Below are 26,763 nucleotides of genomic sequence, written 5' to 3' on the forward strand. Positions count from 1 at the left end.
GCGCGGCGACCACCGACTCCTCCAACGGAGTCAGCACCCTACGCACCGAAGCAATCTCGATCTTGTAGCCATCACCCGGCTTCGGACCGGCTGAACCCGAAGCCGCCCCGTCATGCTCCGCCACCGCGCTCCCCCTGCGCCCCCAGTCCCGAACGAGACATTGCCGCGATCACTTCGTCATAGACCAGATCACGCCATTGTCGGAATGATGACACAGACGTCCCACACCCCCTGTGAGGCACGGTGACACCGGCGGTGAACCCGTTGGGCGGATGGGCTACTGTCGCGGAGGCACATCCATTGGCCTGTCTCATGCGTCTCTTGAGCAAGCGGCACTCTCATATCGCCGCCCCGCAGGGGCATTTGGAGTATCAGTCTTGAAAACCGGCATCAAGGGCATTCGTCGCGTATCCGCCGTGGCCGTCATCGCCGCGGGAGCCGTCCTGTCCGCCGGGGCGCTCGCCCCCGCGCAGGCCGCCACGGTCGCAACTCCCACGATCACCGCCAAGGGCGGGTTCGTGATGAACAACGGCACGGGGAAGTCCCTCTACACCAAGAAAGCGGACACCCGCCTCTCCACCGGCTCCACCACCAAGATCATGACGGCTCGGGTGGTACTCGCCCAGCCGAATCTCAACCTGGACGCGAAGGTCACGGTCCAGAAGGCCTACAGCGACTACATCGTCGACAACAACTGGGCCTCGTCGGCCAAGCTCATCGTCGGCGACAAGGTCACCGTCCGCCAGCTGCTGTACGGGATGATGCTCCCGTCCGGCTGTGACGCGGCGTACGCGCTGGCCGACAAGTTCGGCACCGGGTCCACGCGGGCCGCGCGGGTGAAGTCGTTCATCGGCAAGATGAACACGACCGCCAAGAACCTGGGCCTGACGAACACGCACTTCGACTCGTTCGACGGCATAGGGCACGGCGCGAACTACTCGACGCCGCGCGATCTGACCAAGCTCGCCAGCAGCGCGATGAAGTACTCCACGTTCCGTACGGTCGTGAAGACCAAGTCGACGAAGCAGAAGGTCACCACGAAGAGCGGTGGCTACCGCTACATGGAGTGGACCAACACCAACCCGCTGCTGGGCACCTACTCGGGCACCATCGGCGTCAAGACCGGCTCGGGCCCGGAGGCCAAGTACTGCCTGGTCTTCGCCGCCACCCGGAACAACAAGACGGTCATCGGCACGGTCCTCGCCTCCTCCTCGGTGGACAACCGCACGGCGGACGCGAAGAAGCTGCTGAACTACGGCTTCGCGAAGTAACACCGAACAGGCATCGGGCCCGCCCGCGACCGGAGGACACCGGTCGCGGGCGGGCCCTTGTCGTGCCGTGGCGGGGCGAGCAGCCGGAGCAGTGCCCGGATACGATGACGGCCCCCGATTTCCGGGGGCCGCTCGCTTCACTGGCTGGTTGCCGCAGGCGTCAGGCGGAGAACTCTCCGCCCCGGACCGCCGCGACGAACGACGACCAGGACGACGCCGGGAACACCAGCGCCGGACCGTGGGGGGTCTTGGAGTCACGGACAGGTATGGCGCCGGAGGCGGCGTACGCGGGTGCCCACTCGACACAGCCGCCCCCGTTCGCGTTGCTGTAGCTGGACTTGACCCACTCCGCGCGGGAGAGGTCAGGGGTAGTTCTCATACGGCGTAGTTCTCCAATTCCGACCGGATGAACGCTGCCGTCTCGCGCGGCGACAGCGCGTGGGACCTGAGCAGATCGTATGCGCGCTGGCGGATGGTGACGTTCTCCGTGCCCTCCAGAAGCGTCCCGGTGTCGATACCTTCCTCGAAGGCGACCGAGACGTCGTCATCGAGGGTCATCAACGTCAACACGCCGCCCCAAAATTCACATCCTCTTCGCGCGGCCTGCGGTAGCCGACTCGCCACTGTGCCTCGGTGCGCCCCGCCACGCAGTACGAGCGGCGGCAACTACGGGCCATCGCGCAGCTTCACGCCCAGCGCCAACGAGGCACAGCGTGATCAGCCGCCCTGACCGACACAGAGGACTTCGCCGGAGTGCCTCCCATGGCAGATGGACCCTGGCACGCCGAATGGACGTTCATCAGCGCGTCCGGCGTCACCACGGGAAAGGCCGACCACACGCGGTACTTCGAGATCCGCACCGCCATCTTCAAAGCCGCCGACAAGTCGCTACGGGACCAGGCGCACAACGAAACCGCCGAGAGAGACGAGCCCTGGAGATTCCTCGTCGCAGCCCTGTATTCCGAAGCAATGCTCTCGGCTGACGAGGTCGGCATGTGGCAGTACGTGAGTCCGGATGGCTGGGCGAACGTAAAGGTTCACTTCATCCCGTAGGGCAAATGCGTTGTCACCCCGGGTCCGCGACGGGTCGGCGGCCCGGCTCGGCTGAGCCAGGCCCCACGGCCACTCCTACTCGTCGATCACGAGGCCCTTCGCCTTGAGCACGGCCTCAAGACCGCTGACCTCGATGACGCTCTTCCCGGCGCGGTAGGCGGCGATGTACGTCTCTTCGGCGTCGACCCGCTCCTGCGACTTGCGGACGACATCCGCCAGGTCTTCGCGTCGTACGACCACGACCCCGTCGGCGTCCGCGCGCACCACGTCTCCGGGGCGGACGAGCTCGCCGCCGATCAGTACGGGTTCGGCCATCGGGCCGACGGTTTCCTTGACCGTGCCCTTGATGGAGACGCTGCGGGAGAACACCGGGAAGCCGAGCGCGCGCAGTTCCCGTGTGTCGCGGACGCCGGTGTCGGTGATCAGACCGCCCAGGCCCTTGGCCACGCAGGCGTTGGCCAGGACGTCGCCGAAGGAGCCGGCTTCGGCGTAGTCGCCGGCGGACACCACGATGACGTCGCCGGGGCGGGCGTGGGCGATGGCGACCTGGAGCATGATGTTGTCGCGGGGGGCGCAGCGGACGGTGAAGGCCGGGCCGCACAGGGACATCTCGGGGTCGACCGGCTTGATCGCCGAGGCGAGGGCGCCGAGGCGGCCCTGGGCCTCGTGGATCGTGGCGGCCGAGTAGGCGGCGAGCCGGTCGACCAGCGCCGGATCGGGCCGGTCGAATGTGGTCTTGACGCGGATCATGGGGCTCCGTTCAGGGGACATTCAGAGGGTCGGCTCAGGAGAGGTCGGCGCAGGCGCGGCCGATGCGCTCGCAGCCTTCGGTGAGGACGTCGTCCGAGGTCGCGAAGGAGACGCGGAAGTACCCCGGAGAGCCGTACGCGGCACCGTGGATGACCGCTACGTGGTGCGACTCCAGCAGGTAGGCCGCGAAGTCCTCGTCGGTGCAGATCTCGTCGCCGGACGGGGTCCGCTTGCCGAGGTGGGCCGCGCAGTTGACGAAGGCGTAGAAGCCACCGCTGGGCGGGGTGCAGGACAGGTCCGGGATGTCACCCAGCAGTTTGGTCGTCAGGTCGCGGCGCGCGCGGTACACAGCGACGGTTCGGCGTACGAAGTCCTGGTCGCCGGTGAGCGCGGCGGCGGCGGCCGCCTGGCTGATGGACGACGGGCAGGAGGAGATCTGCGACTGGAGGGTGTTGATGGCCGTGACCAGTTCGGCGGGGCCCGCGCCGTAGCCGATCCGCCAGCCGGTCATCGCGTAGGACTTCGAGACGCCGTTGGTGAGGAAGACCCGGTCGGTCAGCCGCGGTTCCACGGCGGCCAGGCTGGTGACCTGGCCCGGCTCGTACCAGATCTCGTCGTAGATCTCGTCGGTGAGCACCTGCACCTGAGGGTGGGCGAGGAGTACGCCGGCGAGCGCGCGGAGTTCGTCCGCGGTGTAGGCGGCGCCGGTCGGGTTGCTGGGGGTGTTGAGGATGATCCAGCGGGTCCGGGCGGTGATGGCGGATTCCAGCCGCTGGGGGGTCAGCTTGAATCCGTCCGTCTCCGGACAGGGGACGATCACCGGGGTGCCGTCGTTGGCGAGCACCATGTCCGGATAGGACACCCAGTACGGGGCGGGAATGACGACCTCGTCCCCCGCGTCCAGAGTGGCCGCCAGCGCGAGGAAGATGATCTGCTTCGCGCCGCCGCCCACGGTGATGCGGTCGATCGGGTAGCGCAGCCCGTGCCGCCGCTCGAAGGTGTCCGCGATGGCGGCCCGCAGCTGCGGGGTGCCGTTGACCGGGGTGTATTTGGTGACGCCCTGCCGGATCGCCTCGATCGCCGCGTCCTTGACGTGGTCGGGGGTGTCGAAGTCGGGCTCGCCCACGGTGAGGTCGAGGATGTCGCGGCCCTGGGCCTTGAGTTCGCGTACGCGCTGGGCGGCGGCGGTGCTCGGCGACGGTTTGACGCGGGCCACGCGCTGGGCCGTGCGCATCAGTCGGCCCGCCTCTCGAAGTTGAGTCCGCCCGGCACTTGGAACGTCGGCAGGATCTCCACGTGGCCGATGTTCACATGGCGGGGCGAGGCGATGGCGAATTCGATCGCGTCGGCGATGTCCTCCGGCTTCAGCGATTCGTAGCCGTCGTAGTACTGGCGCCGGGCCGCTTCCATGTCGCCGAGGAGTCGGCCGAAGATCTCGGTCTCCACCCGGCCGGGGCAGATCTCGGTGACGCGGATACGGCGCCCGTATCCGTCCACGCGGAGCTGGCGGGAGAGGGTGTGCACGGCCGATTTCGTGGCGTGGTAGATGGTGTTCCCGCCGAAGTTGTAGACGGCGGCGATCGAGCTGATGTTGACGATGTGCCCGAGGTCGCGCTCGACCATCCCCGGCATGATCAGCCGTACCAGGTGCAGCACCGCCTGGATGTTGACCGCGATCTGCTCGTCGATGGCGAACTCGTCGGCGGTAAGGATGTTTCCGGAGCGGGAGACCCCGGCGTTGTTGACGAGGATGTCGACGTCGATGCCGCGCAGAGTCGCGGTGAGCGCGGCGGTGTCGGTGATGTCGACGGCGTGCGGTACGCAGCCCGTGCGCCGGGCCAGGTCGTCGAGGCGGCCGGCGTTGCGGGCGACGGCGTGGACCTCGAGTCCCTGCTTCGTCAGCCGCTCGACGACGACCGCGCCGATCCCGGTCGAGGCACCGGTCACCAGGGCGGTCCGGTAGTCGGAGAAGGGCATGGGGATGTGCTCCTGGGGGAGAGATGGGTGGTTCTGGTCGGTGCTTTTCGCCCGGAGGGGGCCCATGCGGGGAGCGCCCGGAGGGGGCTCCCCGCAGAGGCCTACGCGTCGCGCAGCGGAAGGTGCGCCCTGTCCTGCACCCGGGAGACCGCGATGAGCGTGCCGAGGGCGGTGACGACCGCGTAGAAGGCCGGCATGTTGACGTTCCCGGTGCGGCTGATGAGGTAGGTCATCAGCAGGGGTGCGGTGCCGCCGAAGAGGGCGGAGGAGATGTTGTACCCCAGGCCGTAGGCGGAGTAGCGCAGACGGGTGGGGAAGAGTTCGACGAGCAGGATGTGGATGACGCCCGTGTGGCCGGCGAAGATGACCGCCATGACGCAGGCGCCCAGGATGGCGAGCGCCACGTTTCCGGTCCCGATGAGCAGGTAACACGGAATTCCGGCGACCGCCATGGCGACCGCGGCACCCGCGAGGACCTTTTTGCGGCCGATCCGGTCGGACAGCGCGCCCATGAAGGGGATGGCCGCGGAGATGGCCACCAGGCTGGTCGCGGTGACGAGCAGGCCCTGCACCTTGCTGAAATGCAGCTCGGTGTTCATGAACGTCGGCATGTAGCTGAACAGCACGTAGTAGCCGGATCCGTTCATGAGCGGGATGAAGAGGGCCAGGACCATCGCGCGCCGGTGCTCGGCGGAGGAGAACGCCTCCTTGAGCGGGTTCTTCGACAGGCCGCCCTCTTCCTTCAGGCGGGTGAAGTTCGGCGTGTCGCTGATCCGCTTGCGGATGTAGATGCCGGTGATCCCCAGGGGAATGGCCAGCAGGAACGGGATCCGCCAGCCGTAGGACTCCATGCGCTCCGCGCCGAGGCCGCTGGTCATTCCGGCGGCGATCAGCGTTCCGGTGAGCAGGGAGAGGAAGGAGGCGATCTGGGCGTAGCTGGTGTAGAGGCCGCGCTTGCCCTCGGGGGCGTGCTCGGCCAGGAAGCTCATCGCACCGGACGCCTCACCGCCGACCGAGAAGCCCTGGAGTACGCGGAGCAGGATGAGCAGGGCGGGAGCCGCGATGCCGATGCTCGCGTACGTCGGCAGGAGGCCGATCGCCGCGGTCGCGACGCTGATCAGCAGGATGACGAAGACGAGCATGCGCTGCCGTCCGATGCGGTCACCGAGGTGTCCGCAGATGACGGCGCCGAGGGGCCGGAAGAAGAAGGAGACGGCGTAGCCCAGGAAGACGAGCTGCACCTGGACGGCGTTGGTCGCGTCCGGGAAGAAGACGGCGCCCAGGGTGCCGGCCATGAAGCCGAAGATGCCGTTGTCGTAGAGCTCGGCGAAGATGCCGACGCAGCCCGCGAGGGTGACTTTCCGCGCGGTTCTCTGGTCGACGACCTGGGGTGCCGGTTGAGCGGCCACGGTACTCATGGCTGTCTCCTTTGTACTGGCAGCGGGGACGGGGTGCTACAGCGGGGGCGGGTGTGGGGGGTTTCTGCCGATGGGGGAAGGCAGGGCGGCAGGGCGGGGGAAAGCAGCAGGCTCAGGGAACGGGCAGGGCGGGGGCGGGGATGCGCAGGGCGTCGAAGACCGCGCGCACGCGGGTTCGCAGGGCATGGACGGCGTGGCGCTGGGATCGGTGGGCGGCCACCGCGTCGGCGACCGTCCGGCGCCGGAACCGGACGGTCTGGCCGGGCCTGACCTGCCCCAGCGCCGACAGGCCGGTCGCGGTCACCACCGCGAGCACCGGGTAGCCGGCGGTGACACCGCGGCCGCGGTGCAGCACCAGCAGTTCGTCGCCCGCGGGGACCTCGACCGCGCCGACCGGCACTCCCCGGGACAGCACCTCGCCGCGCGCCACCCGCCGCGGTACGTCGCCCGACATGCGCAGCCCGATGTGGTTGCTCCGCGGGCTCACGGTGAACTCCGACCGGAACAGCCGGTCGAACGAGTCGCCGAACTCCGCCAGGTCGGGGCCGTCGGTCACGTCGATCGTCCAGGATTCGCCGAAGCGCGGTACGGGGGCGCCCATGCGGAACAGCGGGATACCGAAGACCGGGTGGTCGACCGGCGGGCAGTGCGTACGGAGGACCAGTTCATCGGCGTCGCGCAGCGAGCGCCCGAACCCGATGATCGTGTCGGGGGCGCAGCTGCCGAGCAGGGACGGAGCCTCCACCGAGCCGAGCACGGCGAGGTACACCCGGATCCCGAACCGGATACCGGTGATGCTGATCGTCTCCCCGGACCGCACCGAAACGGGCTCCCACTGCGGTCGCCGCAGGCCTGCGACCGTCACGTCGGCGGGGGCGCCGGTGACCGCGATGAGCACGTCGGTCCGCGGGGTGGCGCTGAAGTCCAGGGCGGTGATCTCGATCAGCGGCGCGCCCTCGTCGTTGCCGGCCAGCACATTGGCGACGCGGGCGGAGTGCTGGTCGAGCGCGCCGTTGACCGGCAGGCCGTAGCGGGAGTGCCCGAACCGCCCGAGGTCCTGCACCACCGAGATCCCCGCCCGGTGGACGGTCAGGGTGTCAGTCATGGGCCGCCGCCAGGGGCGCGCCGGCGTGGTCGTCCCACTGCTCGGGGGAGATCGGTACGAACCGGAAGGTGTCGCCGGGCCGGTACGGGGTGAGCGGCTCGGAGTCGAGGTCGAGAACGCGCAGCGGGGTACGTCCCAGCAACGGCCAGCCGCCGGGGGAACGCATCGGGCAGATCACGGCCTGTCGGCCGGCCACCGCTATCGAGCCGGGCGGGACGCTGGTCCGCGGCGAGGCCAGCCTGGGGACCGGCCGGGGGAACGCCGGGCCGTCGGTCATCGGGGCGCCCGCCGGGGCGCCGAAGCAGCGGACCGTCAGCGGCGCGCCGGAGTGCAGCTCCACCACCTCCCGCTCGGTCAGCCCGAGCTGCTCGGCGACGACGGGCAGATCGGGGCCGTGCTCGCCCCCGTACACCACCGGGACCACGAACCGTCTGGCCGCCGGTGGCCGGATGGAGCCCGCGCCGAGCCGGTCGGCCTCGTGCCGAAGGGTGCGCCGGATCGTCTCGTGGTCGGTGCGGAGAGCGTCGAACTCGACGAGCAGCGAGTCGTAGGTGGGCACGATGCCGTAGACCCCGCCGGGCCGGGCCGCCTCGATCGCGTCGGCCAGGGCGTGTACGACCCGCCAGGCGCGGTCGCCGTCCATTTCCGTGGCCTTGACCACGACGGCCGAATCGCCGCAGTCCGCGATCACGACGCTGCCGTCCATGTCAGACGCGCCCATCGGCGACCCGAGCCCCGCCGGCCTTGGCGTCCAGCACCTCGGTCAGCGGCGCGATCCGCACCCCCGCGGCGAGCAGTTCCTCCCGGACGCGGTGCGCGAGCGCGATGGCTCCCGGGGTGTCGCCGTGCAGCAGGACGGTGTCGCATACGACCGGGATGTCGCGGCCGCCGACGCCGCGTATCACGCCATCGGTCACCATCCGGACCGTCCGCGCGGCGATCTCCGCTCCGTCGTGGATCACCGCGCCGGGTTCGCTTCGCGGCACCAGCGTGCCGTCGTCGCGGTAGGCCCGGTCGGCGATCCCGACGATGCCGACCCGCAGGCCGCGGGCGCGCGCGGCCTCGGCGAGCGCTCCGTCCTGCGCCAGCACGATCAGCGACGGGTCGAAGGAGGTGACGGCATCGGCCACCGCCGCCGCGTAGTCAGGCCGGGTCGCGACCAGGTTGCCGAGGCGGCCGTGTGGTGCCATATGCCGTACCCGGGTGCCGTGCGCGGCCGCGAACGCCTGGAGCGCGCCCATCTGGTAGAGCGTGTCGGTACGGACCTCGTCCGGCGTCAGGTCCATCGCGCGGCGGCCGAATCCGAGGAGATCGGGGAAGCTGGGGTGGGCGCCCACGGCGACGCCGCGCTCGACGCAGTGGCGGACGGTGGCGTCCATGATTCTCGGATCGCCGGCATGGAATCCGCACGCGATATTCGCCGAGGTGAGGACGTTCAACAGCGCCTCGTCGTCGCCCATGGTGTACGCGCCGAATCCCTCGCCGAGGTCGGCCACGAGATCGACCGTATTCGTCATGACGTCCTTCCGAATAATTGGGGAAAGAGAATTGGGGAATCGGTGTTTGGGTGAACGTAATACCGGCGACACGAAGCGGCAAATACACGTTGTGTGTGACGTGATCGCCGCTGGATATGACCCGGGTGCGTACACGCCACGGTCCGGGCCGCCCGGCGACCCCTACCATGAGGCTCCGCCCAGGCTGGAGGCTCGCCCATGGACACCAGGCGTCTTTACTCGTTCGTGAAGATCGTGGATGCCGGGAGCATCACGCGCGCGGCCGACATCCTGCATATCGCGCAGCCTGCCCTCAGCCAGCAACTCTCCATGCTGGAGGCGCAGTTCAAACAGCAATTGCTGATCCGCAGCAAACGCGGGGTGGCGCCGACCGAGGCGGGCCGCGCGCTGTACCGGCACGCGCAGCTCATCCTGCGCCAGGTCGAACTCGCCCACTCGGCGGTCGATGTGTCCGGCCGGGCGCCGGCCGGCAGCGTCTCCGTGGGCCTGGCCCCGTACAGCATGGGCGCGGCGCTCGCGCTGCCGCTGCTGCGGACCGTACGCGAGCGCTATCCCGACATCCTGCTGCACATCAACGAGAACTTCGGCGGTGTCATCAGCGAGGCGATCATGACCGGCCGCATGGACATGGCCTTCATCTACGGGGCCGGCCCGCTGCGGGGCGTGCAGTTCGAGCCGCTGCGCACCGAGGGCCTGTTCCTGATCGCCGCGCCGGGCGGCGCCGGGCCGGCGTCCCGGGGCGAGGACGTCTCCCTCGAGGAGCTGGCCGACGTGGCTCTGCTGCTGCCCAGCCGCATCCACACCATCCGCCAGGTCGTCGAGGCCGCGTTCCAGCAGGCCTCGCTCCAGCCGAAGGTGGTGGGCGAGATCGAGTCGGTGCTGACGCTGGTCAGCGCCGTCGGCGCCGACCTCGGGGCGACGGTGCTGCCCTGGTCGGCGGCGCGCGCCATCCTCGACGTACGGCACCTGGTGGTGCGCCGGATAGTGAACCCGGCCATCCGGGTCAAACTGTCCCTGTGTACCTCCGACCACCAGCCGCTGTCGGAGCCCGCCCATGCCGTGCACGACCTGTTCCATGAGCTGATCGCCGACTTCGGCGAGGGGGATTCCCACTCTTCCTCCGCGGCCTGATCAGAGCCTGATCAGAGCCTGATCAGGGCCAGGTATTCCGACTGCCGATCGCGTCACGCAAAACATCTATTGGTTGCCGAGCCGCACGCTGACTAACGTTTTTCCGCACATCGACATCGTCCGATTCGTAAAGCGCGAAAAACGCTTGAAACGCGGTACAAGCACTGGAGAAATAGATGAAGCAGCGTGTGCTCGTCACCCGTGCCGACCTCCCCGGCGGGGGGCTGGCCCGCCTGGCGTCCCGGGCGGAGGTCGTGTGCCGGCCCGGCACGGACAAGCCCGGCCCGGCGGAACTGGCCGAACGGGCCGAGGGCGCGGCCGCGATCCTGGCCCTGGGCAACGATCGAGTGGACGCCGCCCTGCTGGACGCCGCCGGGCCCGCGCTGCGCGTCGTCGCTCTGGCGAGCATGGGGTACGACACGGTCGACCGGGAAGCGGCGGCGGCGCGCGGCGTCGTGGTCACCCACACCCCAGGCGTGCTCGCCGAGACCACCGCCGACCTCGCCTTCGCCCTGATCCTCATGGCCCGCAGACGGCTCGGCGCCGCCCGCGACGCGCTGGCCGCCGGGCGGTGGGACCTGTTCCGGATGGACGACTGCCTGGGCCTGGATGTGCACGGCAGCACGCTCGGCCTGATCGGCTACGGCCAGATCGGACGGGCCGTCGCCCGGCGCGCACGGGGATTCGGCATGCGGCTGCTGCACCACGACCCGTACGCGCCCGCGGTCGCCGCCGATCCGGAATCCCGGGCCGTGGACCTGCCCACCCTCCTCGCCGAGGCCGACGTGATCTCGCTGCACATCCCGCTCACCCCGCAGACGCGCCATCTCATCGGCGCGGCGGAACTGGCCTCCATGAAGTCCACTGCCACACTGGTCAACACCTCACGCGGGGGCATCGTCGACGAAGATGCCCTGCTCCAGGCCGTTCGGGACCGTGTCATCCACTCGGCGGCCCTGGACGTCTTCGAACGCGAGCCCATGGGGGCCGAGCTGTCACCGCTGGTCGGCGAACCCCATGTGGTCACGCTCCCGCACCTCGGTTCGGCCACCGAGGCCACCCGTGCCGCCATGGTGGACCTCGCGGTGGACAACGTCCTGGAGGTACTCGCCGGGCGACCGGCGCGCACTCCGCTGCCGGGCAGCTCCCCCACCCCCGGCGCACGGAATTGACGGCTCACTGAACGCTCGCAGAACAGCTCACGTGATTGAGCAGAAAGGCCGGAAAGGGCACCCATGGACGTCACCGCTCGCATCGAGTCCGTGTACGCGCAGATCGTGCGCCGCAACCCCGGGGAAGCGGAGTTCCACCAGGCGGCGAGCGAAGTGCTGCACAGCCTCGCGCCCGTGCTCCGCGCGCATCCGGACCATCTCGACGCCCGGATCGTGGAGCGGCTGTGCGAACCGGAGCGGCAGATCGTCTTCCGGGTGCCCTGGGTCGACGACCTGGGGGACATCCACGTCAACCGGGGCTTCCGGGTGGAGTTCAACAGCGCGCTCGGCCCCTACAAGGGCGGCCTGCGCTTCCACCCCAGCGTCAACCTGGGCATCGTCAAGTTCCTCGGCTTCGAGCAGATCTTCAAGAACGCGCTGACCGGGCTGTCCATCGGCGGCGGCAAGGGCGGCGCCGACTTCGACCCCAAGGGGCGCTCCGACGGCGAGGTCATGCGCTTCTGCCAGTCCTTCATGACCGAACTGCACCGGCACATCGGCGAGCACACCGACGTGCCGGCCGGGGACATCGGGGTGGGCGCGCGCGAGATCGGCTATCTGTTCGGCCAGTACAAGCGGCTGACCAACCGCTTCGAGGCCGGAGTCCTGACCGGCAAGGGGGTCGGCTGGGGCGGCTCGCACGCGCGTACCGAGGCCACCGGATACGGCACCGTCCACTTCACCCAGGAGATGCTGCGCACCCGCGGCCGCCAGCTCGACGGCTGCGATGTGGTGGTCTCCGGCTCCGGCAATGTGGCCCTCTACGCCATCGAGAAGGTGCACGCCCTCGGCGGCCGGGTGGTGGCCTGCTCCGACTCCTCCGGATATGTGGTCGACCCGGGCGGGATCGACCTGGGCCTGCTCAAGGAGGTCAAGGAGGCCCGCCGGGCGCGGATCTGCGACTACGCCCGGGCCAGGACCGGTGCGGTGTTCTCCGACCGAGGCTCGGTGTTCGAGGTGGACTGCGATATCGCCCTGCCCTGCGCCACCCAGAACGAACTGAACGAGGAGGACGCGGTCGCGCTGGCGAAGAACGGCGTGCTGGCCGTGGCCGAGGGCGCGAACATGCCCTGCACCCCGGCGGCGGTCGAGGTGCTGCGGGAGGCCGGGGTGCTCTTCGGCCCCGGCAAGGCCGCCAACGCCGGCGGGGTGGCCACCTCGGCGCTGGAGATGCGGCAGAACGCCGCCCGCGACCGGTGGACCTTCGAGCAGACCGAGGCCTCTCTCGCCGCCGTCATGACCGATGTCCACGCGCTGTGCCGGGCCACCGCCGAGGAGTACGGGGCCCCCGACGACTACGTCCTGGGCGCGAACGTCGCCGGATATCTGCGGGTGGCGGAGGCCATGGCCGCGCACGGCGTGGTCTGAGCCCGACGCCGGCTCGTCAGGCCGGGCACACCGGCCGGACGGCTGGTCCGGCAGACAGGCCGAGCGCTCCCGCCGGGTGAGGTCCCGTCGACGATCCCGCAGAGCTTGCCGATCGCCTCGGCCGGCCGGCGCGGGTCGATGTCCCACAGCCGTACGGTCTCGTCGTCGCTGCCGGTGGCCAGCGTGCGGCCGTCCGGGCTGAACGCCACCGCCCATACGCCGTCGGTGTGGCCCTTGAGCGCGCGCAGGGCGCGGCCGGTCCGCACGTCCCACAGCCGCACCGTACGGTCGGCGCCGGTGGTGGCGAGGGTGCGGCCGTCGCACGCCGGGGACGGCGTGGTCGCCGTCTCCTGGAACGAGACGAACATCGCGGGCCCCGATGTGCTGGTCCTGACCGACGCCCGGCCCTGAACGCCTCAGGGACCGGGGCCCGGGTCGGCGGCCACGGGCGGAGCGGCGACCGGGTCCACGGCGACCGGGTTCACGACGGCAGGCTTGCGGAGCAGCAGCAGCGCCGCGTCGTCGTGGAGCCGGCCGCCGACGTGTGCCAGCAGGTCGTCGTGGAGGGCGGCCAGGGTGCGGGACGGCTCGTCGCAGGCGTGCCGGGCCACCCGCTCGGCGAGCGGGTAGAACGCCCGGCCGCCGTCGCGGGCCTCGGTGACCCCGTCGGTGTACAGCAGCAGCTGGTCGCCGTCGGAGAAGGACAGCGTCTGCAGTCCCGGGCGGCGGTCGACGAGGGAGCGCAGGCCCAGCGGCGGGGCCGGCTGGGTCGGCTCGACCGCCGTGACGCCCGCGCGGCTGACCAGCAGCGGCGGGGCGTGGCCGCAGTTGACGACCTCCATCCGGCCCGGCTGGGGGTATCCGGCGACCACGGCGGTGACGAAGTCGTCGGGGCCGAGGTTGCGGGCCAGGCTGCGCTCGATCCGCTCGACGACGTCCAGCAGGTCCGGCTCGTCGTACGCGGCCTCGCGGAAGACGCCCAGCACCAGCGCGGTGGTGCCGACCGCGGGCAGCCCCTTGCCGCGCACATCGCCGACGATCAGCCGGACGCCGTACGGGGTGGGCACCAGCGCGTACAGGTCGCCGCCGATCCGGGCCTCCGCGGCGGCGGCGCTGTAGCGCACGGCCACCTGGAACGGGCCGACCGTCGCGGGCACCGGTTTGAGCAGGGCGTTCTGGGCGGTCTCGGCGACCGAGCGGACGGCCGCCAGCACCCGCTCACGGCGCCTGCGCAACAGGCTGGCCAGCGCGCTCGCGAGGGTGACGGCGACCAGCGCCGCCAGCGTGACCGCCTGCTGGCGGACCGGCTCACCGGACCGGGCGCCGAGCACCGCGCCCAGCGCGGTGGCGAGGAAGCCGATGCGCAGCACGCCCCAGGGCCGGCAGGTGGCGGCGGCCAGCGCGGGGCCCACGGCGAGCAGCGGAAGCCAGCTCATCCCGGCGTCGCCGAGGAAGACGAGCAGCGCGACCAGGGAAGTGGTCACCGCGGTCACCATGACCGCGATATACGCACCGCAGCGGGACTGGTCCAAGGAGGCCGCCCAGGATGCCGGGTCCGGCCGCCGGGTGGGCTGCCGTTTCGTCCGATGGCCATGGTGATGGTCACGGGCCTGGCTCATGTCCGGGTCTGAATTCTTTCCGCTCGTGGCAGACACGCACACCTGAATGTCCGTGATGCCCGTGATGTCCGTGCCTTCTAGAGAACAGGAGTCCGGGCGATGGCCACAAGGGCCCGCATTTCAGATAGTGACTTTCAGACACCCAGCGAAAGACCCCTGGTCACGCGCTTCCCCGCCGGAATCAGCCGGTCCTGGATCTCGCCCATGCGCGAGGACGCGATGAGCGAAGCCCCGAGGCGCGACAGGCGCGAGGACGGGTCCACCCGCAGCGAGACCCCGAGCGAGCCCAGCGTCTCCCCGCTGTAGACGGGCACCGCGAGACAGACCGTGCCGAGGGCGTACTCCTCGCGGTCGAGGACGGGCGCGCCGACCGGGGTGGCCTCGAGCCGCCGGAGCAGCTCGTCCCGGCGGGTGATGGTCCGGGGGGTGAGGTCGGCCAGCGGGTGCCGGGACAGATAGTCCCCGCGGGACTCGGCGTCCAGCTCGCGCAGCACGCACTTGCCCAGGGCGGTGGCGTGTCCCGCCTCCCCGAACCCCACCCAGAGGTCGACGCGCGGCGCCCGCGGGCTGTCGACGATGCCGGCGACCCTGATCTCGCCGTCCTCGTAGAAGGTCAGATACGCGGCGACCGACAGGTCGTCCCGCAGAGCGGTGAGGGTGGGGCGGACGCGGGTCAGTAGCGCCTGGCCGCGGCTTCCGGCGCGCAGGGCGTCGACCTTGTCCCCGACGACGAACCCGCCGTCGTCGAGCTTGCGCGCATACCCGTCGTGACACAGCGTGCGCAGCAGGTGGTAAGTGGTGGCCAGGGGCAGCCCGACCTCGCGTGCGAGCTGTTTCGCCGGCGCACCGCCCTCGTGCGCGCCGACGGCCTCCAGCAGGCGGAGGGCCCGCTGCACGGACGTGATGAGCGTGGGGGCCGCCTGGGCGCTCATGAGTCCAGCTTGCGCCGGGTGCGCGGGCCAGGCAAGGCCTGGCCCTTTTTGCGGCTCGGTTCTCCCCCGGCCACCGCTGGGAGGGGGCACCTCCCAGCGGTAGCCGGGGCCCCCGACCGGGGCCGTGACCTGCGGTGCGAACATGACAGGCACATGACCACCGGCCGCGCCCCTCAACTCACCTCAACTACGTCTGCTTCACGGTTACTTCACACATGCAGGTTTTTGTTAAGTAGCCCTTGTCACATCAGTTGACCCCGTGTCATCGTGCTCTCCGTTCCCCTCCCGTCGATCACTTCCGCTTCCCACCCCGCCCGGAGCTCAAGTGTCCGCCGAACCGAAGTCCGCCCCCGAACCGCCCGCCGAGCGTCCTGAGTCGGACGTCGGCAGACGGGTGCACGCCTTCCGGCGCCTGCGCCGGATGTCGCTGCGCGCCCTCGCGGAGCGCAGCGATGTCAGCGGGAGCTTCCTCAGCCAGCTCGAGCGCGGGCGCAGCAGCGCCTCCATCTCGACGCTGGCGCGCATCGCCTCCGCCCTCGGCATCACCATGGCCGAACTGTTCGACACCTCGGCCATCGGCCCCACGCCCCTGCGCGCCCAGGACCGGCCGGAACTCCCCTGGGTCGGCGGCGGCCGCAAGACCTCGCTCACCCGAGAGCCGCTGTCCGGGTTCGGGGTGTACGAGGCCGAGTTCGCGCCGGGGGGCTCGACCGGGGACGAGCAGTACAGCCACCCCGGCTGGCACGAGGTGGTCGTGGTGCTGACCAACCAGGTGACCGTGGAGCTCGACACCGAGCGCTTCGTACTCGGCGAGGGAGACAGCCTGGACTTCGACTCCAGGCAGCCGCACCGCATCGTCAACGAGACCGATGCCCTGTCCGTCGTTCACTGGGTGCTGGGCCCCATACAGCCCGGCGACAAGGAGTAGCCGATGTCCCCCCGATCCCCACTCTCCGGAGCATTCCACGGCGCCCGGGCCCGGCGGCATGCTCTGACCGGGACCGCTCTCGCGACCGTCGGCGTGCTGCTCACGGCCGGCTGCGCGCAGGGGGGACCCGGCAAGGACGCCGACTCGGCCGATCTCGTCGGCCAGCCGGCGGGCACGGTCAAGAAGGACGCGCTCAAGGGCGTCCGGATGACCTATGTGTCGTACGGCGGCGGGATGCAGGACGGCCAGGAGGGCGCGTTCGTCAAACCGTTCGGCAAGGACTCCGGCGCGGATGTGCTCACCGACGGCCCCACCGACCCGGCCAAGATCAAGGCCCAGGTGACCTCGAAGAACGTGCTGTGGGACGTGGTCGACACCACCCCGTGGGACGCCGCCGCCAACTGCGAGACGCTGTACGAAAAGCTGGACTACAAGATCATCAACACCAGCCAGCTGCCGGACCAGACGCCCGAGTCCCCCTGTATGGTCCCCTCGCTGATCTACGGCTACGGCCTCTACTACAACGCCGACAAGTACGGGGACAACCCGCCCACCACCTGGGCGGACTTCTTCGACACCGAGAAGTTCCCGGGCAAGCGGGCCGTCGACGGCCGCCCCACCCCCACCCCCGGCATCTTCGAGGCGGCCCTGCTGGCCGACGGCGTGGGCCCGAGCAAGCTGTACCCGCTGGACACCAAGCGGGCGCTGCGCAAGTGGGACGGCATCAAGTCCGACCTCACGTACTGGAAGACCGGCGCCCAGCAGACCCAGATCGTGCAATCCGGCCAGGCGGACATGGTGATGGCCTGGAGCGGCCGCATCTACGAGGCCAATGCCAACGGCGCGAACTTCCGCCCGGTGTGGAACAACAGCTTCATCCTGTACGACGTGTTCGCCGTGCCGAAGGGCTCGAAGAACACCAAGGCCGCGATGGGCCTGATCAATTACGCGCTCGGCGAGGAGCAGCAGACCAGGCAGTCGGAGTACACCAGCTACGCGCCGGTCAACATCAACTCCAAGCCCACGCTGTCCCCGCAGGCCAAGAAGCTGGACCCGACGCAGGAGAAGGTGCTCCAGCAGTCCATCACCCCCGACTTCACCTACTGGGGCAAGAACCGGGACAAGCTGTCCACAGCCTGGACCGACTGGCTGAACCGATGACAGCGCTCTCCCCCGGTACCACGCCCGGCCGGCCCGCCGACCGGCCGGGCGGGCAGGCCCGGGGCTCCTCCGCCACCGCGGAGCGGGCCCCGGGCTCCCGGCGCTGGCTGCTGATCGTGCCGACGGCGCTGCTGGTGCTGGCCGGCTTCGTCTACCCGGTCGCCACGATCGTGGTGCGCAGCGTCACCCAGCCGGAGACCGGGCTGCAGAACTTCTCCTGGCTGCTGCACGACGCCACCGCGCTCGAGGTGCTGGGCCGCACCCTGACCGTCGCCGCCGTGGCCACGCTGATCACCCTCGTGCTCGGCTATCCGTACGCGTATCTGATGACCCTGTCCGGACCGGCGCTGCGCGGGCTGCTGATGCTGGCCGTACTGATGCCGTTCTGGACCAGCCTGATGGTGCGCGTCTTCGCCTGGGTGATCATCCTTCAGGACCACGGCGTGCTCAACACCGTCCTGGACGCGCTGGGCCTGGGCAGGACGCATCTGCTCGGGACCACCACGGGCGTGCTGATCGGCATGTGCCAGATCCTGATGCCGTTCATGGTGCTGCCGCTGTTCAACGCGATGCGCTCGATCGACCGGCGGGTGGTGCAGGCCGGCATGATCTGCGGCGCGCCGCCCTGGAAGGCGTTCTGGCGGGTCTTCGTCCCGCTGTCGCTGCCAGGGGTGTTCGCCGGGTCGCTGATGGTGTTCATCCTCTCGCTCGGCTTCTACATCACCCCCGCCGTGCTCGGCTCGCCCCGCCAGGAGCTGCTGCCCAACGCGCTGTACACGCAGATCAGCGAGTTGCTGAACTGGGGCCGCGGCGGGGCACTCGCGGTGGCGCTGCTGCTCACCGCCGGCTGTCTGCTCGCGGTGACGGCCTGGGTGTCCAAGCGGGTGACCGGCAAGTCGGCCGGGGTCACGGGAGGTCTGGAGCTGTGAGCAGGCGAATCCCCCTCAAGATCTTCGGCGCGCTGGTCGCGCTCTGGCTGGTCGCCCCGACGCTGGTGGTCATCCCGCTCAGCTTCACCGGACAGCGCTCGCTGGCCTTTCCGCCCGAGCGCTGGTCCCTGCGGTGGTACGACACCTTCTTCTCGGACAGCCGCTGGGTGGCCGATCTGCTGAACTCACTGCAGATCGCCGCCCTCGTCGGGGTCCTGGCCACGGTGGCGGGCACGGCCGCGAGCTACGCCCTGACCCGCGGCCGGTTCCGGGGCCGCGGCGCGGCGGGCGCGCTGCTGATCGCCCCGATGCTGGTGCCCACGGTCGTCTTCGGCGTGGGCCTCTACGCCCTGTTCCTGCAGCTGCGGCTGGTGGGGACGTTCGCCGGGTTCCTGATCGCACACACCGTGCTCGCCCTGCCGTTCGTGATCATCCCGGTGTCCTCGGTGCTGTCGCGGTTCGACACCACGCTGGAGCGCGCGGCGGAGATCTGCGGCGCGAGCCGGGGGCGCGCATTCCTCACCGTCACCCTGCCGGTGATCGCGCCCGGTCTGCTGTCCGGGTTCATGTTCGCCTTCGTGACCTCCTTCGACGAGGTCGTGGTGTCCATGTTCATCTCCAGCCCCTATCTGGAGACCCTGCCGGTGCGGATGTACAGCAGCATCCAGCGCGACGTCGATCCCACCATCGCCGCCGCGGCCACCCTCATCATCTGCTTCACCAGCGCGCTGATCGCGATCGCGCTGTTCGCACAATCCCGGAGGCGACGTGTCAGCTGACCTCAAGCGCGGCGGGGCTCCTGGCCGCCAGCCCGCTGACCTCAAGCGCAGCGGGGCCGCCATCGAACTGCGCGGCCTGACCAAGACGTACGGGTCGAGCCAGGCCGTGCGCGGCGTCGATCTGACCATCGAGCCGGGCGAGTTCATGACATTCCTGGGCCCCAGCGGCTCGGGCAAGACGACCACGCTCAACATGATCGCCGGGTTTGTCCCGCCGACCTCGGGCGACATCCTGGTCGACGCCAAGCCGCTGAACTCCGTGCCCCCGCACCGGCGCGAGATGGGCATGGTCTTCCAGGGGTACGCGCTGTTCCCGCATCTGAGCGTGTGGGACAACATCGAGTTCCCGCTGAAACAGCGGCGCCTGCCCAAACGCGAGCGCCGCGAGCTGGTGCGCGCGGCGGTGCGGACCGTACAGCTGGAGGGGTTCGAGCGGCGCCGCCCCGCCCAGCTGTCCGGCGGCCAGCAGCAGCGCGTCGCCTTCGCCCGGGCCATCGTCTACCGGCCGCCGGTGCTGCTGATGGACGAGCCGCTGGGCGCGCTGGACAAAAAGCTCCGCGAGGCCCTGCAGGAGGAGATCCGGGAGATCCACCGCAAAGTGGGCACGACCTTCCTCTACGTCACCCACGACCAGGAGGAGGCGCTCACCCTCTCGGACCGGATCGCCGTCTACAACGACGGGCGGATCGTGCAGGTGGGCACGGCCGAGGAGCTGTACGAGCGGCCCGAGTCGCTGTTCGTCGCCCAGTTCCTCGGCGAGTCCACGCTGCTGCGCGGCGTCGTCCACCCCGACGACCCCAAGCGGCTGCACGCGGGCGCGTACGGCATCCCGCTCCCGGGCGGACACGCGGTGCGCGGCGACGCCGTGGTGGTGATCCGCCCCGAGCGGCTACGGCTGTCGGCCGAGGAGCCGGCCCCGGGCCGGGCCGGGGTGCCGGTCATCGTGCGCGACGAGACCTATCTGGGCCACTCGCGGAAGCTGACCGTCGAACTGCCCGGCGGGCCCACCGGGCTGGTCCGGGAGGGCCCCGGCACCGCCTCCGGGCTGGGCGTCGGCGACACCGGCTTCGCCACCTGGGACCCGGCCGTCTCCGCCGTGGTCCCCGACAAGTGACTTTCTCTTAAGGACAATTGACGTGATCAACGGTCAGGTCTCCTTCTGGATGCAGGACACGGCCGGCTCGGAACGCGACGTGGAACGCCCCGAGCGGCCCCCGCTGGACGGGGACACCACGGTCGACGTGTGCGTCGTCGGCGCCGGATACACCGGGCTGTGGACCGCCTACTGGCTGCGCCAGGCGCTGCCCGACGCCTCGATCCTCGTCGTCGAGGCACGCCATGTCGGCTACGGCGCCTCCGGCCGCAACGGCGGCTGGCTCTCCGGCAAGATGATCGGGCTCTCCCGCCATATGGCCGAGGGCCCCGGGGGCCGGGAGGCGGTGCTCGACCTGCGGCGCGCGGCCACAGGCGCGTTCGACGAGATCCTCGGGATCATGGCCGATCACGACGTCGACGTGGATGCCGTGCACGGCGGCTATCTGACGATCGGCCGCACCCCCTCCGAACTGGCCCGGCTCCGGGCGGCGGTGGCCGCCGAGCGCGCCTGGGGCATGACCGAGGACGACGTACGGCTGCTGTCCGCGGCCGAGACGGCGGGCCGGATCAGCATCGACGGGGTGCTCGGCGCCGTGTACAGCCCACACAACGTGCGGCTGCACCCCGGGAAGCTGGTCACCGGCCTCGCCTCGGCCGTCGAGGCCGCCGGCGTCCGGATCGCCGAGCGCACCCCGGCCCTGGACATCCTCCCCGGACGGGTCCGCACCCCGCACGGCACCGTCGCCGCCCGCCACATCCTGCGCGCGACCGAGGGATACACCGCGCAACTGCCCGGCCGTCGCCGCGACATGCTGCCGATGAACAGCTCGATGGTCATCACCGAGCCGCTGTCCGAAGCGGACTGGAAGCACATCGGCTGGTCCGGCTGCGAGGCCCTCTCCGGCGCCCAGCACACCTACTTCTACGCCCAGCGCACCGCCGACGGCCGGATCGCCCTCGGCGGCCGCGGCCTCCCGTACCGCTTCGGCTCCCGACTCGACCGGGACGGTCGACTGGACCGCTGGACCATCGGCCAGCTCGAAGGGGTCCTGCGCGGCCTGTGGCCCGACGTGCGGTTCCAGCTCGCCCACGCGTGGTGCGGCTCGCTGGGCGTACCGCGCGACTGGTCACCCTCGGTGGTCTGGGACCCGGCATCGGGCCTCGGCCACGCCGGGGGCTACGTCGGGCAGGGCGTGACAGCCTCGTACCTGGCCGGCCGGACCCTCGCCGACCTCGTGACCGGCAAAGACACCCGCTACACCCGCCTGCCCTGGTCGGGCCGGACCTCCCCGCGCTGGGAACCGGAGCCGCTGCGCTGGCTGGGCTCGTACGCGATGTACGGCCTGTACCGGATCGCCGACCTCAGCGAGGGCAGCACCCGCCACGAGCGCACGTCGACCTTCGCGCGGCTGGCCGACACGATCACCGGCCGGCACTGATTTCCTCCGGCCCCGGTTCACCTCCGGGCCAGGTCGTGCTCGGAGCGCCTGCGAGCTAATAGGTCATGTATTGCTGATGTTTCTGTCCGCCAGGAGGTCTCTGATGCGTACGTCAACCTGCTGGCGGTCGTAGCCCCGCCGCACGATCTGGAACGGAGGTGGGCCGACCGGCGAGTCGGCTTCCGACAGGGCCTTGAGGTAGCGGTCGACCTGCTGGCGGTCGTAGCCCCGCCACGCCACATCGAAGCCACGGAAGTCAGACGGTTTCGACACTGCGAGTACCACTCCAACCCGGTAGGAAGACGGGTGCGGCCACCGTCGATCACCGCGGTGTGTGAAGGCTGAAGATCATGCGGTGACCGGCCCACAGCGTAGACCCTGTCCGCCGACAGGAGACGTTCGAGGTCCTGATGGGCCGATCCACCAGGCGTACCGGGACGGGATGGAGGACCGACTCGGCCCGCTCTGCCGCCAATGGTGTCCGCGATGCCGCGGCCCTCGGCGCCCTGCTCGCGGGCGCTCCGGAGCCGGTCGTCACCGCGCTGGACCGGGCCGGACGGCATGTGGGCGTGGCCTTCCAGGCCGTTGACGACCTGGACGGCATGTGGGGCGACCCCCAGGTCACGGGCAAGCCCGTCCACGCGACCTGCGCCGGAGGAAGAAGACGCTGCCCGTCCTGGCCGCCCTGCCCGCGGACGGCCCAGCCGCCCGCGAGCTCGCCGCGCTCCTCAGCACCGACCCGGACGACGCCGCCGTCCGCCGCGCCGCCGAGCTCGTCGAAGAGGCGGGCGGCCGCGCAGCCACCCTCGCCGAGGCCCGCCACCACCTGGACGCGGCCCGCGCCCACCTGGCCTCCGTCCCCCCGGCCCCGACCGCGGCGGCCGAACTCCTGGCCCTGCTGCCGTTCCTCGTCGACCGCGCGCTCTGACCACTCCTTTGGCCCGGCTGTGCGCGCGGCGGCGGGCCGCGTCGCCCATGCTGGCCGGGGAGAAGGCCGCTGAGCTGGTGTGGAAGGACGGGGCCGATGAGGCTTGTCGTCGATCTCAACCGCTGCCAGGGGTACGCGCAGTGCGTCTTTCTGGCGCCCGACGTGTTCGCCCTGAACGGGGAGGAGGCGCTGCGGTACGCCCCTTGCGTCGACGACGCGCGCCGTGAGCAGGTGGCCGGTGCGGTGGCCGCCTGCCCGGTCCAGGCGATCCTGGTCGACGACGCGGTCGACGACGCGGTCGACGACGTGGTGAACGACGCGGTGGACGACCTGCCCCCGGCGGCCCTCGATGCCCACCGCTGACCAGAGCGGCGCGAGCGGCGGCCACCGCGGCGACGACGGCCTGGCGCGGCTGCGGCGCGAGGGGCGGATCGTGATCGTCGGCGCCTCCCTGGCCGGTCTACGGGCCGCGGAGACCCTGCGCGAGGAGGGCTTCACCGGCTCGCTCACCCTCATCGGCGACGAGCCCGACCAGCCGTACGACCGGCCGCCGCTGTCCAAGCAGGTGCTGGTGGGCGGCGCGGCCGCGGACCGCACGACGCTGCCCCGGCGCCGGGCGATCCAGGCCCATTGGCGGCTGGGGACCGCCGCCACGGGGCTGGACCTGACGGGTCGGCGGGTGCGGCTGGCCGACGGCGACGAGGTGCCGTACGACCGGCTGCTGATCACCACCGGCGTCCGCTCCCGCCCCTGGCCGCACCCCGCCGAAGCCGAGCTCGACGGCGTGTTCGTGCTGCGCACCAGCCGGGACGCGGCGCGGCTGCGGCGGCGGCTCATGGCCGGGCCCCGGCGGGTGCTGGTCATCGGCGGCGGTTTCACCGGCTCGGAGATCGCGTCCGCCTGCCGCGAGCTGGGGCTGCCCGTCACGGTCGCCGAACGCGGCCCGACGCCGCTGGTGGGCGCCCTGGGCGGGGTGATCGGCCAGGTCACGGCGGAGCTGCAGCGGGCGCACGGCGTCGATCTGCGCTGCTCGGTCATGGTCACCGGTCTTGAGGGCGACGCGGCCGGGCGGCTGCGGCGCGCCCATCTGTCCGACGGCACCGCCCTCGACGTGGACCTGGCCGTGGTCGCGCTCGGCGCCGTCCGCAACACCGAGTGGCTGGCCGGGTCGGGGCTCGGCGCCGGGCCCCGGGGGGTCGCGTGCGACGCCGGGTGCCGGGCGTTCGACGCCCGGGGCCTGGTCACCGACGACGTGTTCGTGGCCGGGGACGTCGCCCGGTCCCCGCATCCGCTCTTCGGCTACCAGTTCCTGTCCCTCGAACACTGGGGCAACGCCGTCGCGCAGGCCGAGGTCGCGGCGCACAACATGATCAGCGCCGGTCCGGACCGCCGCCCTCACCTGTGGGTCCCCGCCTTCTGGTCCTCGCAGTTCGGGGTGAACATCAAGTCGGTCGGGGTGCCCTCGATGGGCGAGGAGATCCTCATCGCCCAGGGGGCGCTGGCCGAGCGCAGCTTCACCGGCGTCTACGGCTACCAGGGCCGTGTCATCGCCGCCGTCACCTTCGACCAGTCCAAGTGGCTCGACTTCTACCGGCGGCAGATCGAGACGGCCGCGCCCTTCCCACCGTCCTTCCGCTCCGTGGACCGGCGGCCCGACGGGCTGCGTCCGGTCCCCGCCGACTTCCCCGACCCCTCCCTGCCGACCCACGGGCCGACCGTGACCCTCAGCGGCTACTCGCCGACCGACCGGCGGATCGTCTTCACCCCCGCCCGGGTCTAGAGGGTGCCTTGTGGATCACCCTGGGCGCCCCCTACCCCCCACCCGGAAGGACTCTCCGTCATGACGCATGGCACGTTTCTGCGGCAGATCACCGACTACGCCAACCGCGCCGACCCCTACCCCGTGTACGCCGAGCTGCGGAAGACGCCCGTGCTGCGGGACGAGGGCGGCCCGTACCTCGTCAGCACGTACTGGGAGATCCACGGCCTGCTGCACGACCCGCGGCTCAGCGCGGATCCCCGCAATCTGGACCCGGACGCCGCCACCGTGCTCGCCGTGGCCGAGGAGGAGGACGACCCGAGCCTGGCGCCGAGCTTCCTGCGGCTCGACCCGCCCGAGCACGACCGGCTGCGCCGGCTCGCGACGTACCCGTTCGGGCCGCCGCACACCCCGCGGCGGATCCACGACATGCGCGGCGAGCTCGCCCGGATCGTCTCCGACCTCATCGACGACTTCCAGGACCGCGACCAGGTCGACCTGGTCGACGACTTCGCGTACCCGTTCCCGGTGACCGTGATCTGCCGGCTGCTGGGGGTGCCCCGCGCGGACGAGCCGCTCTTCCACGCCTGGACCGACACCCTGCTCACCAGCCTCGACCCCGCCGCGGACCCCGCGGACGTGGCCGAGCGGCACCGGGCCTTCCGGCAGGCCCGTAGCGAACTGAGCATGTATATGTCCGAACTGGTCGAGGAGCGCCGCCGCGCACCGAGCGAGGACATGCTCTCCTCGCTCGTCCACGGGGACGGCCCGGACGGCCGGATGACCCACTCCGAACTGGTCAGCACCGCCGTGCTGCTGCTGATCGCCGGGCATGAGACGACCGTCAACCTGATCACCAACGGGATGCTGACCCTGCTGCGCCACCCGGACGTCCTCAAGCGGCTGCACGACGATCCGCGTCTGGCCGTCCCGCTGGTGGAGGAGGTGCTGCGCTACGAGCCCCCGGTCCAGATGCTGCCGCAGCGCACCCCGCTCACCGACATCGACATCGCGGGCGTCACCATCCCCAAGGGCGCGGCCGTCTGGCTGCTCCTGGCCTCCGGCAACCGCGACCCGCGGCGCTTCCCCGACCCCGACCGGTTCGACCCGGACCGCAAGGACAACCAGCACCTCGGCTTCGGCAGCGGCATCCACATCTGCTACGGCGCGCCGCTGGCCCGGCTGGAGGGGCAGCTCGCGCTGGCCGAGCTCGCCCGCCGGCTGGAGAACCCCCGGCTGCTGGAGGACCCGCCCCCGTACCGGCAGAACGCGGTGCTGCGCGGCCCACGCCATCTGCCCGTCGGTTTCGACGGCGTACGCGCGGCCCGGGAACCCTGAACGCGGCGCTGGCGCGCGCGCACGCGGATGCGGATGCGGATCAGCCGCGGCTCCGCCTGAAGCGGGCCGCCGCCTCGGCGAGGTCCACGATCGGGTCGGGGTAGTCCAGGGCGGCGCGGTCCGGGTCGGGCAGCCGCCAGGGGCGGTGCACGGCCGAGCCGTGGACGGCGGCGAGTTCGGGCACCCAACGGCGTACGTACTCCCCTCCGGGATCGTGGCGCAGCGCCTGGGTGACCGGGTTGAGGATCCGGTTGGGGCGGGTGTCGGTGCCGGTGCCGGCCACCCACTGCCAGTTGAGCTGGTTGTTCGCGATGTCGCCGTCCACCAGCAACGCGAGGAAGTGCCGGGCTCCGGTGCGCCAGTCGAGGTACAGGGTCTTCGCCAGGAAACTCGCCGCCACCAGCCGCGCCCGGCCCGGCATCCAGCCCTCCCTCTTCAGCTGGCGCATCGCCGCGTCCACGACCGGATAGCCGGTCAGCCCCTCGCACCAGGCCGCGACCTCGTCCGCGTCGTGGCGCCAGCGGTCGTGCCGCGGGCGGTAGTCGCGGTGGGCGGCGTCCGGGCGCGCGGCCAGGACCTGGTGGTGGAAGTCCCGCCAGGCCAGCTGCCGTACGAACGCCTCGGCCCCCGGCCCGCCCGCGTCCAGGGCCCGGCGCGCCACCTCCAGCGGCGACAGACAACCGAAGTGCAGATAGGGGGAGAGCCGGGAGGTGGCGTCCCCGGCGAGGTCGTCCTGCCGCTCGGCGTACTCCGCCAGCGGGCCCGCCGTCCAGAGCCGCAGCCTGCGGCGGGCCGCCGTCTCTCCCCCGGCGGGCAGGTCCGGGGAGGCCGCGCCCGGGGCCAGGGACGCCGCGGTGGGCAGGGCGGCGGAGCGGATCGGCGGCACCCGGACCGCTGTTGGCGCGGGGGGCCCCGCCCCCCCCGGGCCCCCCCCCCCCCCCCCGGGGGGGGGCGGCGGGGGGGGGGGGGGGGGGGGGGGGTGCGGGATGTGGTCAGGGCTGTGATCGCGCCACGTGGCGGAGCCCGCCGAGGAGGTGGGCCCGGAAGGCGGGATC

The 26,763-nt window shown here is 71.2% G+C and carries 27 protein-coding genes and 2 pseudogenes; 15 read left to right on the top strand and 14 right to left on the bottom strand.

Features of this window, described 5'->3' with window-relative positions; translation table 11 throughout:
- The first annotated feature begins 377 nt into the window (after positions 1–377).
- A complete protein-coding gene (locus PV419_RS51470; RefSeq protein WP_319701010.1) occupies positions 378–1,271 on the top strand; it encodes a D-alanyl-D-alanine carboxypeptidase family protein in 894 nt (297 codons plus the stop codon).
- Positions 1,272–1,431: 160 nt separating this feature from the next.
- On the opposite strand, the gene PV419_RS51475 is transcribed toward PV419_RS51470, so the two are convergent.
- Both PV419_RS51475 and PV419_RS51480 read right to left on the bottom strand, forming a co-directional pair.
- Positions 1,432–1,650, bottom strand: coding sequence for a DUF397 domain-containing protein (locus PV419_RS51475; RefSeq protein WP_319701011.1), 219 nt, complete (start codon positions 1,648–1,650; stop codon positions 1,432–1,434).
- On the bottom strand, positions 1,647–1,829 hold the full coding sequence (locus PV419_RS51480; protein ID WP_319701012.1) for a Scr1 family TA system antitoxin-like transcriptional regulator: 183 nt from the start codon (positions 1,827–1,829) through the stop codon (positions 1,647–1,649). Before PV419_RS51480 ends, PV419_RS51475 begins: the two co-directional genes overlap by 4 nt.
- 204 nt (positions 1,830–2,033) lie before the next feature.
- On the opposite strand from PV419_RS51480, the gene PV419_RS51485 reads away from it, so the two are divergent.
- The gene (locus PV419_RS51485; RefSeq protein ID WP_319701013.1) at positions 2,034–2,324 is read left to right on the top strand and encodes a hypothetical protein; all 291 of its coding nucleotides are present in this window, start codon (positions 2,034–2,036) and stop codon (positions 2,322–2,324) included.
- A 75-nt stretch (positions 2,325–2,399) separates the two neighbouring features.
- Here the strand turns inward: PV419_RS51485 and PV419_RS51490 are convergent, their stop codons facing one another.
- The 7 genes from PV419_RS51490 to PV419_RS51520 all read right to left on the bottom strand — a co-directional run bounded on the left by PV419_RS51490 (position 2,400) and on the right by PV419_RS51520 (position 9,091).
- Positions 2,400–3,074 carry a 4-carboxy-4-hydroxy-2-oxoadipate aldolase/oxaloacetate decarboxylase gene (locus tag PV419_RS51490; protein ID WP_319701014.1) on the bottom strand — a complete coding sequence of 225 codons (675 nt, stop codon included), beginning with the start codon at positions 3,072–3,074 and terminating at the stop codon, positions 2,400–2,402.
- 34 nt (positions 3,075–3,108) lie between these two features.
- A complete protein-coding gene (locus tag PV419_RS51495; RefSeq protein WP_319701015.1) occupies positions 3,109–4,308 on the bottom strand; it encodes an aspartate transaminase in 1,200 nt (399 codons plus the stop codon).
- Entirely contained in the window at positions 4,308–5,051 is a 744-nt protein-coding gene (locus PV419_RS51500; RefSeq protein WP_319701016.1) for an SDR family oxidoreductase, read from the bottom strand. Before PV419_RS51500 ends, PV419_RS51495 begins: the two co-directional genes overlap by 1 nt.
- Positions 5,052–5,152: 101 nt before the next feature.
- Positions 5,153–6,469, bottom strand: coding sequence for an MFS transporter (locus PV419_RS51505; RefSeq protein WP_319701017.1), 1,317 nt, complete (start codon positions 6,467–6,469; stop codon positions 5,153–5,155).
- A 112-nt stretch (positions 6,470–6,581) separates the two neighbouring features.
- Positions 6,582–7,574: a biotin-dependent carboxyltransferase family protein gene (locus PV419_RS51510; protein WP_319701018.1), complete on the bottom strand. Its 993-nt coding sequence runs from the start codon at positions 7,572–7,574 to the stop codon at positions 6,582–6,584.
- Positions 7,567–8,280, bottom strand: a complete 714-nt coding sequence (locus PV419_RS51515) for a 5-oxoprolinase subunit B family protein (RefSeq protein ID WP_319701019.1) — start codon at positions 8,278–8,280, stop codon at positions 7,567–7,569. The genes PV419_RS51510 and PV419_RS51515 overlap by 8 nt, the downstream gene beginning before the upstream one ends.
- Before the next feature lies 1 nt (position 8,281).
- Entirely contained in the window at positions 8,282–9,091 is an 810-nt protein-coding gene (locus PV419_RS51520) for a 5-oxoprolinase subunit PxpA (RefSeq protein WP_319701020.1), read from the bottom strand.
- A gap of 198 nt (positions 9,092–9,289) precedes the next feature.
- Between PV419_RS51520 and nac the strand changes: the two genes are divergently transcribed.
- The 3 genes from nac to gdhA all read left to right on the top strand — a co-directional run bounded on the left by nac (position 9,290) and on the right by gdhA (position 12,801).
- Complete coding sequence (nac, locus tag PV419_RS51525) at positions 9,290–10,222, top strand: nitrogen assimilation transcriptional regulator NAC (protein WP_319701021.1); 933 nt, start codon at positions 9,290–9,292, stop codon at positions 10,220–10,222.
- A gap of 176 nt (positions 10,223–10,398) precedes the next feature.
- On the top strand, positions 10,399–11,394 hold the full coding sequence (locus PV419_RS51530) for a D-glycerate dehydrogenase (RefSeq protein ID WP_319701022.1): 996 nt from the start codon (positions 10,399–10,401) through the stop codon (positions 11,392–11,394).
- 63 nt (positions 11,395–11,457) lie between these two features.
- On the top strand, positions 11,458–12,801 hold the full coding sequence (gene gdhA / locus PV419_RS51535) for an NADP-specific glutamate dehydrogenase (protein WP_319701023.1): 1,344 nt from the start codon (positions 11,458–11,460) through the stop codon (positions 12,799–12,801).
- Here the strand turns inward: gdhA and PV419_RS51540 are convergent.
- The 3 genes from PV419_RS51540 to PV419_RS51550 form a co-directional block, all read right to left on the bottom strand.
- The gene (locus PV419_RS51540) at positions 12,729–13,169 is read right to left on the bottom strand and encodes a hypothetical protein (RefSeq protein WP_319701024.1); all 441 of its coding nucleotides are present in this window, start codon (positions 13,167–13,169) and stop codon (positions 12,729–12,731) included. The two genes, gdhA and PV419_RS51540, sit on opposite strands and share 73 nt — an antisense overlap.
- Before the next feature lie 48 nt (positions 13,170–13,217).
- Positions 13,218–14,297 (bottom strand): PP2C family protein-serine/threonine phosphatase, encoded by a 1,080-nt coding sequence (locus tag PV419_RS51545; RefSeq protein ID WP_319701025.1) that lies wholly within the window; start codon positions 14,295–14,297, stop codon positions 13,218–13,220.
- A 257-nt stretch (positions 14,298–14,554) separates the two neighbouring features.
- On the bottom strand, positions 14,555–15,352 hold the full coding sequence (locus PV419_RS51550) for an IclR family transcriptional regulator (RefSeq protein ID WP_319701026.1): 798 nt from the start codon (positions 15,350–15,352) through the stop codon (positions 14,555–14,557).
- A 325-nt stretch (positions 15,353–15,677) separates the two neighbouring features.
- Here PV419_RS51550 and PV419_RS51555 point away from each other — a divergent pair, with 325 nt between their 5' ends.
- The 6 genes from PV419_RS51555 to PV419_RS51580 are packed head-to-tail and all read left to right on the top strand — an operon-like array spanning position 15,678 to position 21,683.
- Positions 15,678–16,280 (top strand): helix-turn-helix domain-containing protein, encoded by a 603-nt coding sequence (locus PV419_RS51555; RefSeq protein ID WP_319701027.1) that lies wholly within the window; start codon positions 15,678–15,680, stop codon positions 16,278–16,280.
- 3 nt (positions 16,281–16,283) lie between these two features.
- Positions 16,284–17,441, top strand: coding sequence for an ABC transporter substrate-binding protein (locus PV419_RS51560; RefSeq protein ID WP_319701028.1), 1,158 nt, complete (start codon positions 16,284–16,286; stop codon positions 17,439–17,441).
- The gene (locus PV419_RS51565) at positions 17,438–18,370 is read left to right on the top strand and encodes an ABC transporter permease (protein WP_319701029.1); all 933 of its coding nucleotides are present in this window, start codon (positions 17,438–17,440) and stop codon (positions 18,368–18,370) included. Before PV419_RS51560 ends, PV419_RS51565 begins: the two co-directional genes overlap by 4 nt.
- Positions 18,367–19,149 carry an ABC transporter permease gene (locus PV419_RS51570; RefSeq protein WP_319701030.1) on the top strand — a complete coding sequence of 261 codons (783 nt, stop codon included), beginning with the start codon at positions 18,367–18,369 and terminating at the stop codon, positions 19,147–19,149. The genes PV419_RS51565 and PV419_RS51570 overlap by 4 nt, the downstream gene beginning before the upstream one ends.
- The gene (locus PV419_RS51575; RefSeq protein ID WP_319701031.1) at positions 19,139–20,263 is read left to right on the top strand and encodes an ABC transporter ATP-binding protein; all 1,125 of its coding nucleotides are present in this window, start codon (positions 19,139–19,141) and stop codon (positions 20,261–20,263) included. Before PV419_RS51570 ends, PV419_RS51575 begins: the two co-directional genes overlap by 11 nt.
- A gap of 22 nt (positions 20,264–20,285) precedes the next feature.
- Positions 20,286–21,683: an FAD-binding oxidoreductase gene (locus tag PV419_RS51580; protein WP_319701032.1), complete on the top strand. Its 1,398-nt coding sequence runs from the start codon at positions 20,286–20,288 to the stop codon at positions 21,681–21,683.
- 63 nt (positions 21,684–21,746) lie between these two features.
- Here PV419_RS51580 and PV419_RS53700 read toward each other — a convergent pair whose 3' ends face one another.
- The gene (locus PV419_RS53700) at positions 21,747–21,956 is read right to left on the bottom strand and encodes a DivIVA domain-containing protein (protein WP_415925566.1); all 210 of its coding nucleotides are present in this window, start codon (positions 21,954–21,956) and stop codon (positions 21,747–21,749) included.
- A gap of 215 nt (positions 21,957–22,171) precedes the next feature.
- Here PV419_RS53700 and PV419_RS51590 point away from each other — a divergent pair.
- The 4 genes and pseudogenes from PV419_RS51590 to PV419_RS51605 form a co-directional block, all read left to right on the top strand.
- A pseudogene (locus PV419_RS51590) lies at positions 22,172–22,611 on the top strand (polyprenyl synthetase family protein); the annotation flags it as partial.
- A 96-nt stretch (positions 22,612–22,707) separates the two neighbouring features.
- Positions 22,708–22,974: a ferredoxin gene (locus tag PV419_RS51595; protein WP_319701033.1), complete on the top strand. Its 267-nt coding sequence runs from the start codon at positions 22,708–22,710 to the stop codon at positions 22,972–22,974.
- Entirely contained in the window at positions 22,961–24,391 is a 1,431-nt protein-coding gene (locus tag PV419_RS51600; RefSeq protein WP_319701034.1) for an FAD/NAD(P)-binding oxidoreductase, read from the top strand. Before PV419_RS51595 ends, PV419_RS51600 begins: the two co-directional genes overlap by 14 nt.
- Positions 24,392–24,451: 60 nt before the next feature.
- Positions 24,452–25,708, top strand: a complete 1,257-nt coding sequence (locus PV419_RS51605) for a cytochrome P450 (protein WP_319701035.1) — start codon at positions 24,452–24,454, stop codon at positions 25,706–25,708.
- 40 nt (positions 25,709–25,748) lie between these two features.
- Here the strand turns inward: PV419_RS51605 and PV419_RS51610 are convergent.
- Positions 25,749–26,612: pseudogene (locus PV419_RS51610) on the bottom strand (cryptochrome/photolyase family protein); the annotation flags it as partial.
- Positions 26,613–26,763: the final 151 nt, after the last annotated feature.

This window comes from Streptomyces sp. ME19-01-6 (assembly GCF_033793745.1).
Taxonomy (GTDB): Bacteria; Actinomycetota; Actinomycetes; order Streptomycetales; family Streptomycetaceae; genus Streptomyces.